We start from the raw sequence: 14705 nt of genomic DNA, 5'->3' as shown, positions 1-14705 counted from the left end.
CCACCCGCTGTCCCGTCGTCCCTGCTGCCCCTGTGGACAGCCGTCGAGATCTTGGTACGGAAACGCCCCTCAAGGGGCGTCCTCGTACCAAGATCCTCAAGCGCCCAGGACCTGGGTCAAGTAGGGGTTCTGGAAAAGGTTGTGGGGGTCGAGGCGGGCGCGGACGGACTGGAAGTCGGCGAATCTCGGGTAGGCGCTCGCGAGGGACTCGGCGGTGCGCCAGTGCAGCTTGCCCCAGTGCGGCCGGCCGCCCAACTCGGTCGCCACCTGCTCGAACGCGCGGAAGTACGGCTCGTACGGCATGCCCACGTACTGGTGCACGGCGATGTACGCCGAGTCCCGCCCGTACGAGTGGGACAGCCAGATGTCGTCGGCGGCGGTGAACCGCACCTCGACCGGGAACAGCACCTTGAACGGCAGCCGGTCCACGATCCGGCGCAGCTCGGCCAGCGCGGTGGGCAGCGCCTCGCGTGGCAGGCCGTACTCCATCTCCACGAAGCGGACCCGGCGCGGTGTGCAGAACACCCGGTCGGAGCGGCCGGTGTAGGTGCGTTCGGTGAGCGCGCGGGCGGAGACGGCGCTGATCCGGGGTGCGAGGGCGGGTACGGCGCGGCCGAGGCGGCAGGCGCCGGCGAAGACGGTGTTGGAGAGGAACTCGTCGTCCAGCCAGCCGCGCCAGCGTGGCAGCGGCCGGTCGTCGGCGGGTACCCGGTCGTTTGTCTTGACCTGCACCCGGTCGGTGTACGGGAACCAGTAGAACTCGGCGTGGTCGTGCGCGTCGTACAGGCCGGGCAGGTCGTCGAGTACCTCGGCGAGCGGGGCCGGGCGTTCGTGCGCGCGCAGCACGAAGGCGTCCACGCAGCGCAGCGTGACCTCGACCAGCACGCCGACCGCGCCGAGCCCGACCCGGGCGGCGTCGAATACGTCGCGGTTCTCCTCGGCCGAGCAGCGCAGCACCTCGCCGGTGCCGGTGACGAGCGTCAGCCCGACCACGAAGGTGGACAGGCAGCCCAGTTTCGCCCCGGTGCCGTGGGTGCCTGTCGACAGCGCACCGGCGATGGTCTGGGCGTCGATGTCGCCCAGGTTCGGCATGGCGAGGCCGTGCCCGGCGAGCAGTTCGTTGAGCGTGTGCAACGTCATCCCGGCCGGTACGGTGACCAGGCGGCGCGCCACATCGACTGTGACGTCCGTCTCCAGCGCGGCGAGGTCGATCCGGTGCCCGTCGGCGACGGCGGTGGCGGTGAAGGAGTGGCCGCTGCCGGTGGCCCGGACGGTCCAGCCCGCCGCGGCGGCCTGGCGCACCGCCTCGGCCACGTCGGAGACGCTATGCGGGCGCACGGTGAGGAGCGCGGTGCTGTGCTGGTTGCCGGCCCAGTTGGACCAGGTGGCGGTGGTACCGGTCATCGCGGCCACTCCTCGACATGAATATGAACTGAATTCATATCAGGAACGTTGTGCCTGGTAAATACCGCAATCGAGCCCGGCTCGTTGTACCGGTAGTCACAGACTCGTGACGTGCAGATATGTTCATCCGTCGAAGGGGGGTGGCGCCGAGTGTCCACACCAGCCGCCACGACCGGGCCGCTGCGTCGGGTACCGGTGCAGGGTCGAAGTGTCGCGCGGGTCCAGCGGATGCTGGACGCCTGCGCCGAGCTCGTCGACGAGGTGGGGTACGAAGGGCTGACCACGACCCTGCTCGCCGAGCGTGCCGAGGTGGCGATCGGGTCGGTCTACCAGTTCTTTCCGGACAAACGGGCGATCGTGCAGGCGCTGACCCTGCGCACCATGGAGTCCTACCTCCAGCGGCTCGACGAGCGGTTCTCCTCGGACGACCTGACCCACTGGTGGGACGGCGTCGACGCGGCGATCGACGAGTACATCTCGATGCACCGCACCGTTCCCGGCTTCCGTACCCTGCACTTCGGCGACGTGGTCGACCTGCACCTGCTGGACGACCAGCGGGACAACAACGGAGTCATCGCGGAGCAGCTCGCCCGCGTACTCACCGAGCGTTTCGGCCTGGCCGGGGTGCCCGACCTGCGGTTCCACCTGGAGGTCGCGGTGGAGGCCGCTGATGCCCTGATCAAGCTGGCCTTCCGTCGCCGCACCGACGGCGACGAGCGGGTGCTGGTCGAGGCGAAGGCGCTCATCCGGGAGTACCTGCACCGGCAGGTGAACGCCCCCACGGAGGCCGTCCACCAGGGTTGAGCGGCACGTTGAACGGCGGGTTCTGAGAGTGCGCCGGGGCCCGCCGTCGTCACGCGGTGGGGCAGAGCCGCGGGGCGGCTCAGAGGAAGGCGTGCCCCTCGCCCCGGTAGGTCGGCACGGTGGCGACCACCGCGTCCCCCTCGACCAGGTGCACCTCGTTGACGTGCTCGCACAGCTCGCCCGCCTTGGCGTGGCGGAACCACACCCGGTCGCCGACGCGCAGGCCGTCGGCGGCCTTTCCGGCCAGCGGGGTCTGCACCTCGCCGGCGCCCTCCGCGCCGAGCAGCTTCAACCCTTCCGGCAGCCACGGCCGCGGCAGCCGGCTGTCCGCCGCCGGGCCGGAGGCGATCCAGCCGCCGCCGAGCACCGTCGCCAGCCCGGGCGCCGGGCGGCGGACCACCGCGCAGGCGAAGAACGCCGCCGGGGTCGGCTGCCAGGCACGGTACGCGTCGAACAGCGTCGGCCCGTACAGGCCGGAGCCCGCGGTGACCTCGGTGACGGCGGGGTCCGCGCTGGTGGCGGCCACGCTGCCGGTGCCGCCGCCGTTGACGAACTCCAGGTCGGCGTGCTCGCGTACCGCACCGACCGCGGCCGAGCGGCGTGCCAGCAGTTCCCGGTACGAGCCGCGCTGCGCGACCCGGATCGCCGAGCCGAGCATCGCCTGTCCGGGCGGCGCGTCGCCGAGGCCGGCGATCTGTGCCTCGTACGACATCAGGCCGACCAGACGGAAGCCCGGCCGCCCGGCGACGGCGGCGGCGAGCGCGCCGGCCGCCGTGGCGCTGTGCACCGGGGAGCGGCGCACGCCGACGTGCACCCGGCCGCCCAGCGGGCGCCAGGAGGCGTCCAGGTCGAGGCAGATCCGCAGCGCGGGGCGGCGTGCGGGCGGGAACACCCGGTCGATCAGGTCGAGCTGTGCGGTGTCGTCGATCATCAAGGTCACCGCGTCGGCGAGCGCCGGGTCGGCGGCCAGTTCGGCGAGGCCGCCCCGGTGGGCCGTCGGGTACGCCACGAGCACGTCGTCGCTGACCCCGGAGCGGACCAGCCACAGCGCCTCGGGCAGCGTGAAGGCCATCACGCCGTGCCATCCGGGCCGCTTGAGCGCCCGGGTCAGCAGCTCGCGGACGCGTACCGACTTGCTCGCCACGCGCAGGGGCTTGCCGCCGGACCGGCCGGCGAGCGCCTCGGCGTTGGCGTCGAACGCGGTGAGGTCGACCACCGCGTACGGCGGGTCGAGGTGAGCGGTCGCCCGGTCGAGACGATCGCGAGTTTTGTCACGGTCGATGGCCACGTCTGCACGCTAACTGTCTGGACGGCAATGCGAAATACCCTCGCGTCTGTCCGGGCTGCGGGCGGTGGTCCCGGCGGCCTAGGCTCGGCGAGCAGGTGAATGTCGCGGGGGACGACCCTTCCTGCGCGACTAGAGTGTTCCACCGGGGATGCCCAGACCTGGGCCGGCACGTGGAGGTACGGCCATCGAAAGCCAGAACAACGGCGAGTCGCCCGGCGTGTCGTCGCCCGGGACAGCCGCCGACCACTCCGGCGTCGCCGCCATCCGCTCGGTGCTGCGCATCCGGCCGTTCCGCAGGCTGTGGATCGTGCTCAGCGCCGCCTCGTTCGGCGACTGGCTCGGCCTGCTCGCCACCGCGCTGTTCGCCGCGTCCCAGGTCTCCGGCAGCACCGCCCAGGGTGCCGCGTTCGGCGGTGTGACCGCGATCCGGCTGCTCCCGGCGCTGGTGCTCGGCCCGGTGGCGGGTGTGTTCGCCGACCGGTTCGACCGCCGGTGGACCATGGTCATCTGCGACCTGCTGCGCTTCGTGCTGTTCGCCTCGATCCCGCTGTACGCGCTCACCGGCGCCGCGGGCGGGCTGGTGGTCGGCTGGGCGCTGATCGCCACCTTCCTGATCGAGTCGATCACGTTGATGTGGATCCCGGCCAAGGAGGCGGCGGTCCCCAACCTCATCCCGCGTACCCGGCTGGAGGCGGCGAACCAGCTCACGCTGATCACCACGTACGGCCTCACGCCGGTGGCCGCGGCCGTCGCGCTCGCCGTGCTGGACCGCGGCGTCCGCGGCGCGGTCGGCGGCGACCTGCCCGGCTGGGCCGAACCGGCCCAGCTCGCGCTCTGGTTCAACGCCTTCTCCCGGCTGGCCACCGCGCTCGTGGTGGCGTTCGGGATCAAGGAGATCAGTCACGCCCAGCGCGGCGAGGCGGAGCGCTCCGAGCAGAGCATGTTCCGGCAGTTCTCCGAGGGCTGGAAATACATCGGCCAGACCCCGCTCGTCCGCGGCCTCGTGCTGGGCATCTTCGGCGCGTTCGCCGGCGGCGGCATCGTGGTCGGCACGGCCAAGTTCTTCGCCAACTCGCTCGGCGCCGGTGACGCCGCGTTCTCGCTGCTGTTCGGCGCGATCTTCGTCGGCCTGGCGCTCGGTATCGGCCTCGGGCCGATGATCGTGCGGGACATGTCCCGCCGCCGCTGGTTCGGCATGAGCATCGTGCTCGCCAGCGCCTCCGTGCTGGTGCTCGCGTTCGCCATCCACCTGTCCATGGCCATCCTCGGCGCGATCCTGGTCGGCGCGGGCGCGGGCATGGCGTTCCTGGCCGGCACCACGCTGCTCGGCGGCGAGGTGGCCGACGAGGTGCGCGGCCGGGTCTTCGCGGTGGTGCAGATCGGCACCCGGCTGGTGCTGATCCTGGCCATCGCGCTCAGCAGCCTCCTGGTCGGCGTCGGCGGCTCCCGCCAGCTCACCATCGCCGACCTGGGCATCTCCATCTCCTCCACCCGCCTGCTGCTGCTCGCCGCCGGCGCGGCCGGCATCATCGCCGGCATCAGCGCGTTCGGCCAGATGGACGACAAGAAGGGCGTACCGGTCCTCGCCGACCTGTGGGGCTCGATCCGGGGCCGCCCGCTGATGCCGGCCGAGCCGTTCGTCTCCAGCGGCCTGTTCGTGGTCTTCGAGGGCGGTGAGGGGGCCGGCAAGTCCACCCAGCTCGCCGAGCTGGCCGAGCGGCTGCGCGCGCAGGGCCGCGACGTGGTGGTCACCCGCGAGCCGGGTGCCACGCCGGTCGGCGAACGGATCCGCTCCCTGGTGCTCGGCACCACGCCCGGCGAGGCGCCGTCGCCGCGCGCCGAGGCGCTGCTCTACGCCGCCGACCGGGCGCACCACGTGGCCACCGTCGTCCGCCCGGCGCTCGTGCGCGGCGCTGTGGTGATCAGCGACCGGTACGTCGACTCGTCGCTCGCCTACCAGGGCGCCGGCCGGACGCTTCCGGTGGACGAGGTCTCCTGGCTCTCCTCCTGGGCCACCGGCGGCCTCAAGCCCGACCTGGTGGTGCTGCTCGACGTCGAGCCGCGTACCGGCCTGAGCCGGGTCGAGGACCGCGCCGAGGGCACCGACCGGCTGGAGGCCGAGTCGCTGACGTTCCACGAGCGGGTCCGGTACGCCTTCCTCGACCTAGCCGCCGGTGACCCGAAGCGCTACCTGGTGCTCGACGCGTCCCGCCCGATCGACGAGACCGCCGACGCGGTCGCCCGCCGGGTGGGCGAGCTGCTCGCCGACCCGGCCGGCATCGTGCACCCCCGTCCGGCGCAGGGCCCGGACACCTCGGTCCAGCCCGAGTTATCCGACGCGGAGCTGGTGACGATGGAGCAACCCCGACGATGACCGACGTCTTCGGCGATCTGGTCGGGCAGGACGAGGCGGTGGCCATGCTGCGGCGGGCCGCCGCCTCGGCCGCCGCCCTGCTGCGCGCGCCGGTGACGTCCCCCGCGGGCGGGCACGACGACCTCGACGCGCTCGCCGAGGAGCACGACGGCGACCCGGGCCCGGCTGCGCCGGCCGACCCGGGCGGCGGCATGACCCACGCCTGGATCTTCACCGGGCCGCCCGGATCGGGCCGCTCGGTGGCCGCCCGCGCGTTCGCCGCCGCGCTGGAGTGCGTGCACGGCACCGGGTGCGGCACCTGCCCCGGCTGCCACACCACGCTCGCTGGCACCCACGCGGACGTCCGTCTCGTGGTGCCCGAGGGCCTGTCCATCGGAGTCAACGAGATGCGCGCGCTGGTGCTGCGGGCGGCCAGCGCGCCGTCCGGCGGCCGGTGGCAGATCGTGATCATCGAGGACGCCGACCGGCTCACCGAGGCCGCCGGCAACGCGCTGCTCAAGGCGATCGAGGAGCCGCCGCCGCGTACCGTCTTCCTGCTCTGCGCCCCGTCCACCCACCCGGACGACATCTCCGTGACCATCCGGTCGCGCTGCCGCGTCGTACCCCTGCGGCAGCCGCCGCCCGCAGCGGTGGCCGAGGTGCTGGTCCGCCGCGACGGCGTCGCGCCGGACGTGGCCGAGTGGGCCGCCGCGGCGGCGCAGGGCCATGTGGGCCGGGCCCGGCGGCTGGCCCGCGACCCGGAGGCCCGGCAGCGGCGTGACGCGGTGCTGGCCGTACCGCGTCGGCTGACCGGTGTGGGCGCGGCGTTCGACGCGGCCTCGGCGCTGATCGATGCCGCCGAGGCGGAGGCCGCCGCGTCCGTCGCCGAGATCGACGAGGCGGAGCGTACGGCGTTGCAGACCGCGCTCGGCGCGGGCGGCACCGGCCGGGGCGCGGCCGGCGCCATGCGCGGGGCGGCCGGCCAGCTCAAGGATCTGGAGAAGCGGCAGAAGTCGCGGGCCACCCGTGCCCAGCGGGACGCACTCGACCGGGCCCTGGTCGACCTGGCCGGGTTCTACCGGGACGCGCTCACCATGGCGTGGCGGGCGCCGGTCGCCCCGGTGCACACCGACACGGCGTCGCTCGCCGGTGCGGGCGCGCAGAAGTGGGACGCCGAGGGCTCGCTGCGCCGCCTGGAGGCGGTGCTGGAGTGCCGCGCGGCGATCGAGGCCAACGTCAAGCCGCGGATCGCGGTGGAGGCGATGATGCTGGCCCTCTGGCGCGGCTGAGCCGGGCACTTTCCGCACTGTCCACAGGGCATCGACAGGCGCGATTGGCGTGCGGTACGGTCCGGTGATGCCGCGGTGACCGAGGCGGCACGCTCAGTGAGGGTCGGGCCGACCGGCCGGGAGGAGTCCGCCGATGCCGCGGGGCGAGATCGACGAGGCCTGGATCGAGGAGGCGGTGCGGCGCTACCGCCGGATCGAGAACCTGCAGGCCGAGTTCGACCAGGCGGTCGCGACGGTCGAGGTCACCGTCCGCTCACCCGACGGGCTCGTCGAGGTGGTGGTGACCGCCGGCGGGCGCATCACCGACGTGCGTTTCCTCGGCCCGCTGCACCACCGCAGCCCGCGCGACGTGGCCGGTTCGGTGCAGGCCGCCGTCACCGCCGCCGCCGACGCGGCGCAGTGGGCGCGGGAGAAGCTGCACAACGAGACCTTCGCGGCGTACCGGCCGCTGGCGGGGGCCTGACATGGAGACGCTGCGTGCCCTGGCCGCCCGTCTCGACGAGGCCGGCGCGACCCTCGCCACCCTCTCCCGCACGGTGACCGCCACCGACCCGCCGCATCCCGCGTTCGGCGCGCACGCCGCCGGCCGCCCCGGTGAGGTGGGCCGTGCGCTGCACCGCCAGTGGACAGTGGCCACTGCCGACCGGGCGCGCGAGGCGCAGGCCGCCGCCGTCCGGCTGGCCGCCGCCGCGGCGGCGCTGCGCAGCGCCGCCGACCGTTACGCCGCCGCCGACGACGCGGTCGCCCGGCGGCTGGCCCGGGAGGCCTGATGGACGCGCTCGACCGCCTCGCCGAGCCGGGGCTCGACCTGCTCGCCCGCGTCGACACGCTGCTGGCCGCCGGCGCGCCCGAGGGGCACCGGCTGTGGCCGCTGCTGCGCCGCATGCAGGTGCTTCCCGGCGCGGCCGTGCGCGAGTTCCTCGACCTGCATCCCGCGCCGCTGACCGGCGCCGGCCACGCGGTGCGCCGGCTCGTCCGGGGGTACGACGACACCTGTGCGCTGCTGGCCGACCAGGTCGCCTGGTCCGGCGCTGCCGCGTCGGCGTACGACGAGGCACGTGCCGCCCTGATGCGGCACCTGGACGAGGGGCCGGACAGCCTGGTCGGGCGGCTGGAGTCGACGGCGGGCTACGCCGACGCGCTGGCCGGCTGGGTGGAGGGCAGCCGGGCGGCGCTGGCCCGGGCGCTGGCCGAGGTGCTGGGCTCGGCCGAGGCGGTCGCGGTGCACGCGGCGACGCGGCCCGGCGCCGAGGCCGGACGGGCCGGGGCGTCGGCGGCGGCCGAGATCGCGACGAGGGTCCTGGGTGTGCTCGGGGTGGCCTACGACGGCGCGGAGACGCTGCTGCGCCAGTGGGGGCCGAGCCTGGCCGAGACGCCGTGGCGGGACCGCGCCACCACCGCCCCGCGCTACGGCGGCACCACCCGGATCGGCTACTGACGGTCCACGGCGCCGCGCACCGGACCGGCCGTGGCCGGGTGACGGCGGCGGCGCCGTGGCCTTCCCCTGCACCCCCCGCAGGTATGCCTTCACTCAACGCGCCCGGGCGGTGTTTGTCAGGGGCCCGCCGGAGATTCAGCCGTCCGGGCGAGGCGATGGGGCCGGTTCGGCCGGGTCGAGGTCGATGATCGCTGCGGTGGGTGACCGGGCGGCGACAGGTGCGCCGTGCGGCGGGCGTCGATCCGCGTAGGGTGTGGCGTATGGGCATGCTCTGCGCGGTCAGCTTCAACCGGTACGGGCGCCTCTACTACCTGGACCCGGGCGAGCTGCGCCCGCAGGTGGGCGACCGGGTGCTGGTGCCCACCGACGAGGGGCCCGAGGTGGCCGAGTGCGTGTGGGCCGCGCAGTGGGTCAGCGAGGACACCGACAGCTTCCCGAAACTCGCAGGGATCGCCGGCGACGACGACCTGCGCCGCGACGAGATGCTGCGCCGGCGCAAGGCCGAGGCGAAGGTCGCCGCCAAGCGGCTGATCCGCGAACACGGCCTGCCGATGAAGGTGGTCGCCGTCGACCACGTCCTGGCCACGCCGGAGAACGGCAGTGACCGCACCACCATCTACTTCACCGCGCCGCACCGCGTCGACTTCCGCTCGCTGGTCCGCGACCTGGGCGCCACGCTGCACTGCCGGGTCGAGCTGCGGCAGCTGTCCGCCCGGGACTCCGCCCGCGTGCAGGGCGGCATCGGTTCCTGCGGGCGCGACCTGTGCTGCGCCACGTTCCTCACCGACTTCGAGCCGGTGACCATCCGGATGGCGAAGGACCAGGACCTGCCGCTCAACCCGCTGCGCATCTCCGGGGCGTGCGGGCGGCTGATGTGCTGCCTGAAGTACGAGCACCCGCTGTACCAGAAGTTCCAGGAGTCGGCCCCGGCGGTCGGCAGCCGGGTGTCCACTCCGCAGGGCGAGGGCAAGGTGGTCGGCCACAGTGTTCCGCGGGACGCGGTGACGGTCCGGCTGGACGCCGACGGCTCCCGCTCGATGTGCTCCCGCGCGTCGGTGTGCGGCCCGAGGCAGGCCCACGACCAGCACTACCCCCAGCCCTGACCCTCCCTCCCTCTCCCACCGTTTCCCCGTTGATCATGAAGTTAGCGGTCGAAATGGTGATCGAATTCGCCGTCAACTTCATGATCGACGGGGTGAGGGCCGGGGTCAGCGGATGACGACGGGGGGTTCGGCCAGGCGGGGGGTCAGCGGGGTCTTCGGGGTCAGCCAGGCGGCGGTGGGGGACTGGTCGGGGTTCAGCTGCCAGTCGTGCGACACCTTGTCGACGGCGATCGGGTAGATCGTCAGCGTGCCGTCCGGGTCGATCCGGAACCGCAGGAACGCCTTCGAGTCCTCGATGCCCTGCGCCGCGAACAACTCGTTCAGGTTCACCCCGAACGCGCCCGCCACCAGCAGGTAGAGCGCCACGAGCTGGCTGGCGACCAGCCCGCTCAGCGGCCCGTAGAGCACCACCGCGGCGACCGCCGGCAGCGGCCACGGCCAGTCGTAGAACGGCAGCTGCAACCAGACCCACGTGCCCCCGGCGGCGAGCGCCACCTGGGCCAGCCCGTGCGCCACCCCGAGGATCCAGTGCCGGGCGTGCCGTTTCCCGCCCGCCGTGGGCGGCTTGGCGAAGAACACCGCGCCCATCATCGCCACCACCAGCATGATCGCCAGCGGCACGCTGAACAGCCGCTGCTCGGTGGTGCCCACCTGCTGCACCGCCACCCCGGCCATGGCCAGCATCAGCAGCGTGTGCAGCGTGCCGAGCAGCGTCGTGAAGCCCGGGTTGCGGAACGGCAGCCGGGCGAAGATCCCCCAGCCGTACCGGCGGGAGCGCGCCTTGTCCGGATAGCGCGCAGCCAGGTCGTACTCCCGGGTGTTGCTGGCCCGCCGGGTCAGCGTGTCACGCGGCGGCACCTCCAGCTTCTCCGGCAGCCGGTGCGTGGGGTAGAGGTAGGCGCCGCCGCCGCCGCACGTGATGAGCTGCCGGTCCGTCCCGGCATAGCGGGCGTAGTGGTGCAGGTCGCCGGAGACCAGCACCCGCACCTGCGCCCCGGTCGGCGCGACGAGGGTACGGATGAAGTAGTCGATCGAGTCGTACGCGTTGGGGTGGTCGACGGCCTTGACCCACGTCGGCGCCGGCACCGCCAGGATCACCTTGGATTCCGGGGTGAGCTTGCGGGCCACCTCGTCGAAGTAGGTGAGCTGCGGGTCGTCCAGGTACGACCCGGACTGGTCGTCGAGGCCGAGCAGCCACCAGCCGGCCGGCAGCTCGACGGCGAAGTACGAGCGGGACTGGCCGGTGCCCCAGCCGCCGAAGTGCCGGTCCCGGGTACGCACGAACAGGCGCAGGAACGCGGTCAGGCCGTCGTACCAGTCGTGGTTGCCGGGCACCGCGAACAGCTTCGGCTGCTCTGGCGGGGCAACAGGCAGCGCCGCCTGGTACGGACCCTTGCACCGGTCCTCGTACGCCTCGTAGCCCGCCGCCGGATAGACCTGGTCGCCGCCCATCACCAGCGTCTGCGCGCGGGGAAGGGTGTGCCCGTCCACTGTCAGCTCCGGCTGGGCGAGCAGGTACGCCACCGAGTACGTGGCGTCGAAGCCGTCACCCAGGTCGGCCACGTAGTCGAGCCAGAGCCCACCGTCCGGCCCGACCTGCCGGAACGTGCCGTCGCTGAACGCGTTCTGCAACTCGCGCTTGTCCAGGTACGCCCCGAACAGCATGGCCAGCAACGTACGCAGGCCGGTGCTGATCAGGAGCAGTGGCGCGAGCCAGGGCACCGGCCGGCGGGGGGTGAAACCCAGCTCCCGGGGGTCGATGCTGCGGGGGCGGCGGGTGGCACGCTCGCCGGGACGCGCCTCGGGAGCCGGTGGTCGCGGCGGTTCGTCGGTCACCCGCCGCAGGGTAGTCCGGACCGGGCGCGAAGTCTCTCCCGTACCGGGGCGGATCTGGTCGAGTGTCCGGCTTCGGAGTCGGGGGATCCGGTTCGGCTTCCGGTCGGGCGTGCCGTACACTTGGCGGTCGTTGCCGCCTTAGCTCAGTCGGCTAGAGCGACGCACTCGTAATGCGTAGGTCGACGGTTCGATTCCGTCAGGCGGCTCGGTACCGAAGCCCAGGTCATCGACCTGGGCTTCGCCGTTTCCCCGAGGGCGATCGCCCCTCCGCCGACGGGTGCCGGTCCGTAAATCGTCCGCGCCGCGGCTGCTTCGACCGGCCGGATCAATCGGCAAGCCCCTTTCACGCCGTCGTCCGGACACCAGGCCGGCGGGGCCAGCCGGCGGCAGCCGCCCAGGCCAGCAGTACGCCCATGGTCAGGCCAGGCGGCAGGTACCAGAACGTGAGGAAGCCGGCCGGTGGCGTCAACGGCAGTGCCGCGATGAGCGCCCACGCGACGCGGCGTGGCAGCACACCGCGACGCAGCCCCTGCAGCCCGCACCAGACGGTGCCCGCCAGCGCCGTCAGCAGGGCCACGAGGTCGAACATCCACCCGTATCCGGGGCTGTTGTACTCCAGGCCGATCGCGATGGCCGCGGCGAGGAGCCCGTATCTCGTGAGGCGCCGAGGCGTCGCGGTGGCGTGGCCCGTCACCGTCCAGACGAGCGGCAGCGTCAGCAGCATCGACACGAAGAAGGGACCACGCCAGATCCAGGCCGGCTCCCCACCGTCGAACAACGGCAGGTTCTCGGCCATCCATCGCGCCGGAGCGGGGAGAGAGCTGACGGCTCGGCCGCCGCCGACCTCCCACTGCGTGGCCATCGCGGCGCCGAGCACCGCTGCGACCAGCGGCGCGAGAACCGCAAGGGCGCGCCGCCAGCGGGCGACCGCCCACCTGCCCTCGACACCGGGCCGGTCGGTGCGGTCGGGTACGCGCTGCGGATGCTCCTGTCGCATCGGATGATCGTCCTAGCGTCGCTGGAAAATCCCATCAGGAGAACAGTCGGGATCATCGCTAGCGTGTCGGCTATAGACGCCGTTACGAGGCCGCCCGAGTTCTTCTGCCCGGAGCGGGCAGGTCGGCGGCCACCGTGCCCAGCAGCGCCAGCGCCTGCGCCGACCGGCTGCCGGGCTCGGCCTGGTAGACGACCAGCTGCTGGCCCGTCGCCCCGGCGACGGTCAAGGAGTCGTACGTGAGGGTCAGCTCGCCGACGTCGTGATGGTGGAACAGCTTCGCCTCGTGCGTCTTTCCCCGTACGTCGTGGCGGGCCCACAGCCGGCGGAACTCCGGACTCTTCAGCGAGAGTTCCCCGACCAGTTCGGTGAGCCGCGCGTCGTCGAGCATGTCGGCTGCGGCGGCCCGCAGCGCGCCCAGGCTGGACTGCGCGACCCGGTCCCAGTGGGGATAGAAGGAACGGGCCGCCGAGTCGAGGAAGACGAACCGGACGAGGTTGGGCTCATCGGCCTCGAACAGCTTGGCGAACAGGGCGCGTCCGAGCCGGTTGGCGGCCAGCACGTCCATCCTGCGGTCGACGATCAGCGCGGGTGTGTGCAGCCAGCCGTCCATCAGGCGCAGCAGGCTCGGCCGGACGGTCTCCCGCGTACCCCTGCGGGCGGGCTTGCGGCCGCTCCTGGCCAGCAGGTGCAGGTGCGCCGCCTCCTCGGCGTCGAGTCCGAGGGTGCGGGCCAGGGCGTTCAGCATCTGTTCCGACGGGTGCTGTTCCCGCCCCTGCTCCAGGCGGGCGTAGTAGTCGGCGCTGACCCCGGACAGCTGGGCGACCTCCTCGCGCCGCAGACCCGGCGTCCGGCGCCGGCCCGAGGAGACGATGCCGGCCTCCGCCGGGCTGGTCGTCTCACGCCGGGCGCGCAGGAACTCGCCGAGCGGATTGCTGCCGTCCACCACCCCAACATAACCGCGGGCGGTCGGCCGCCAGGAGGCTCAGCCGGGGTGTGACGCACCCTGGTTGCGACCGGCCGTACTCCGCACCGTGGACTCATGGAATCCACACAGAAGGTCGTTCTGGTCACCGGCGCGAGCAGCGGCATCGGCGAGGCGACCGCACTGCGCCTGGCCGCCGAGGGGCACGCTGTGGTCGCGGGCGCGCGGCGCCGCGAGCGGCTCGCCGCGCTCGCCGCACGGCACGACAACATCAGGGTACGGCGGCTCGACGTGACCGGCCGTGACGACGTGGTGGCGTTCGTCGACAGTGCGGTGGCTGAGTTCGGGCGGGTCGACGTGCTCGTCAACAACGCGGGTCTGATGCCGTTGTCCCGGCTCGACGCCCTGCTGGTGGACGAGTGGGATCGGATGATCGATGTCAACGTCCGGGGTCTGCTGCACGGCATCGCGGCCGTCCTGCCGGTCTTCCAGCGGCAGGGCAGTGGCCACCTGATCACCGTCGCCTCCGTCGGCGCGCACGAGGTGGTGCCGACCTCCGCGGTGTACTCGGCGACGAAGTTCGCGGCGTGGGCGATCACCGAGGGTCTGCGACTGGAGGCCGACCCGAGCCTGCGGGTCACCACGATCACGCCCGGCGTTGTCGAGTCGGAGCTGGCCGAGTCGATCACCGACCCGGTGGCTCGGGAGGCGATGCGGAAGTACCGGCGGAACGCGATCTCACCGGACGCCGTGGCGCGAGCCATCTCGTACGCCGTCGGCCAGCCGGCGGACGTCGACGTCAACGAGATCATCATCCGTCCGACCCGGCAGCGAGGCTGAACATGTCCGGCACCAGCCACCGCAAGGCCGCCACCGTCCTCCTGACGGCGGCGCTCACCGCCTGCGGCACGGAGACACCGCCCGTACCGCAGGCCGCCCCGTCCGCGACGCCGGCGCGGCCCTCGGTCTCCGAGGCCCTTCATCCGTACGTCGGGATGTGGGTCACCGCCGACGGCCACATCCGGCAGGAGTTGTTGCCCGACGGCCGGTACGACGAGGCGCGCGGCGACCGGGCGAGCGCCTACACCGGCCGGTACGAGGTGACCGGCGAGCACATCGACTACTGGGACGACAGCGGGTTCACCGCCGACGGCCGGTTCGACGGCGACGTCCTGCACCACGGCGGCTACCTGTTCTATCGGGAGGGCAGTGCGGCCCACCGGCAGGCGGTCGCGGGGCGGGCGTCCACCCGCCCGTCCGGGTAGGGGAGA

At 73.2% G+C, this 14705-nt stretch carries 14 protein-coding genes and 1 tRNA gene; 10 read left to right on the top strand and 5 right to left on the bottom strand.

What is annotated here, in order from left to right:
* Positions 1-96 precede the first annotated feature (96 nt).
* Positions 97-1413, bottom strand: coding sequence for a D-arabinono-1,4-lactone oxidase (locus tag IF06_RS0127355; RefSeq protein WP_030274444.1), 1317 nt, complete (start codon positions 1411-1413; stop codon positions 97-99).
* Positions 1414-1632: 219 nt separating this feature from the next.
* Between IF06_RS0127355 and IF06_RS0127350 the strand changes: the two genes are divergently transcribed.
* Positions 1633-2208: a TetR family transcriptional regulator gene (locus tag IF06_RS0127350; RefSeq protein ID WP_030274442.1), complete on the top strand. Its 576-nt coding sequence runs from the start codon at positions 1633-1635 to the stop codon at positions 2206-2208.
* Positions 2209-2287: 79 nt separating this feature from the next.
* Here the strand turns inward: IF06_RS0127350 and IF06_RS0127345 are convergent, their stop codons facing one another.
* Positions 2288-3496 (bottom strand): amino acid deaminase/aldolase, encoded by a 1209-nt coding sequence (locus IF06_RS0127345; protein WP_030274439.1) that lies wholly within the window; start codon positions 3494-3496, stop codon positions 2288-2290.
* A gap of 148 nt (positions 3497-3644) precedes the next feature.
* Here IF06_RS0127345 and tmk point away from each other — a divergent pair, with 148 nt between their 5' ends.
* The 6 genes from tmk to IF06_RS0127315 all read left to right on the top strand — a co-directional run bounded on the left by tmk (position 3645) and on the right by IF06_RS0127315 (position 9679).
* Positions 3645-5870: a dTMP kinase gene (tmk, locus tag IF06_RS0127340; protein ID WP_244879714.1), complete on the top strand. Its 2226-nt coding sequence runs from the start codon at positions 3645-3647 to the stop codon at positions 5868-5870.
* Positions 5867-7138: a DNA polymerase III subunit delta' gene (locus IF06_RS0127335; protein ID WP_030274436.1), complete on the top strand. Its 1272-nt coding sequence runs from the start codon at positions 5867-5869 to the stop codon at positions 7136-7138. Before tmk ends, IF06_RS0127335 begins: the two co-directional genes overlap by 4 nt.
* Before the next feature lie 133 nt (positions 7139-7271).
* A complete protein-coding gene (locus IF06_RS0127330) occupies positions 7272-7601 on the top strand; it encodes a YbaB/EbfC family nucleoid-associated protein (protein ID WP_013473591.1) in 330 nt (109 codons plus the stop codon).
* A 1-nt stretch (position 7602) separates the two neighbouring features.
* Positions 7603-7908, top strand: a complete 306-nt coding sequence (locus tag IF06_RS0127325; protein WP_013283662.1) for a hypothetical protein — start codon at positions 7603-7605, stop codon at positions 7906-7908.
* Positions 7908-8576 carry a hypothetical protein gene (locus IF06_RS0127320; protein ID WP_030274435.1) on the top strand — a complete coding sequence of 223 codons (669 nt, stop codon included), beginning with the start codon at positions 7908-7910 and terminating at the stop codon, positions 8574-8576. Before IF06_RS0127325 ends, IF06_RS0127320 begins: the two co-directional genes overlap by 1 nt.
* A gap of 260 nt (positions 8577-8836) precedes the next feature.
* Positions 8837-9679, top strand: a complete 843-nt coding sequence (locus tag IF06_RS0127315; RefSeq protein ID WP_013473593.1) for a PSP1 domain-containing protein — start codon at positions 8837-8839, stop codon at positions 9677-9679.
* 105 nt (positions 9680-9784) lie between these two features.
* Here the strand turns inward: IF06_RS0127315 and IF06_RS0127305 are convergent, their stop codons facing one another.
* The gene (locus IF06_RS0127305; protein ID WP_030274433.1) at positions 9785-11515 is read right to left on the bottom strand and encodes a metallophosphoesterase family protein; all 1731 of its coding nucleotides are present in this window, start codon (positions 11513-11515) and stop codon (positions 9785-9787) included.
* Positions 11516-11647: 132 nt separating this feature from the next.
* Between IF06_RS0127305 and IF06_RS0127300 the strand changes: the two genes are divergently transcribed.
* Positions 11648-11721, top strand: a tRNA-Thr gene (locus IF06_RS0127300).
* Positions 11722-11858: 137 nt separating this feature from the next.
* On the opposite strand, the gene IF06_RS0127295 is transcribed toward IF06_RS0127300, so the two are convergent.
* Both IF06_RS0127295 and IF06_RS0127290 read right to left on the bottom strand, forming a co-directional pair.
* Complete coding sequence (locus IF06_RS0127295) at positions 11859-12512, bottom strand: hypothetical protein (protein WP_030274431.1); 654 nt, start codon at positions 12510-12512, stop codon at positions 11859-11861.
* An 82-nt stretch (positions 12513-12594) separates the two neighbouring features.
* Positions 12595-13455: a helix-turn-helix transcriptional regulator gene (locus tag IF06_RS0127290; RefSeq protein WP_036311684.1), complete on the bottom strand. Its 861-nt coding sequence runs from the start codon at positions 13453-13455 to the stop codon at positions 12595-12597.
* A gap of 96 nt (positions 13456-13551) precedes the next feature.
* Between IF06_RS0127290 and IF06_RS0127285 the strand changes: the two genes are divergently transcribed.
* Both IF06_RS0127285 and IF06_RS0127280 read left to right on the top strand, forming a co-directional pair.
* Positions 13552-14274, top strand: coding sequence for an SDR family oxidoreductase (locus IF06_RS0127285; protein WP_013283668.1), 723 nt, complete (start codon positions 13552-13554; stop codon positions 14272-14274).
* A 2-nt stretch (positions 14275-14276) separates the two neighbouring features.
* Positions 14277-14699 carry an Atu4866 domain-containing protein gene (locus IF06_RS0127280; RefSeq protein ID WP_013473596.1) on the top strand — a complete coding sequence of 141 codons (423 nt, stop codon included), beginning with the start codon at positions 14277-14279 and terminating at the stop codon, positions 14697-14699.
* Positions 14700-14705 lie beyond the last annotated feature (6 nt).

This window comes from Micromonospora globosa, assembly GCF_000717585.1.
In the GTDB taxonomy this organism is placed as follows: Bacteria; Actinomycetota; Actinomycetes; order Mycobacteriales; family Micromonosporaceae; genus Micromonospora; species Micromonospora aurantiaca.
This window is presented reverse-complemented; position numbering and strand designations above follow the sequence as displayed.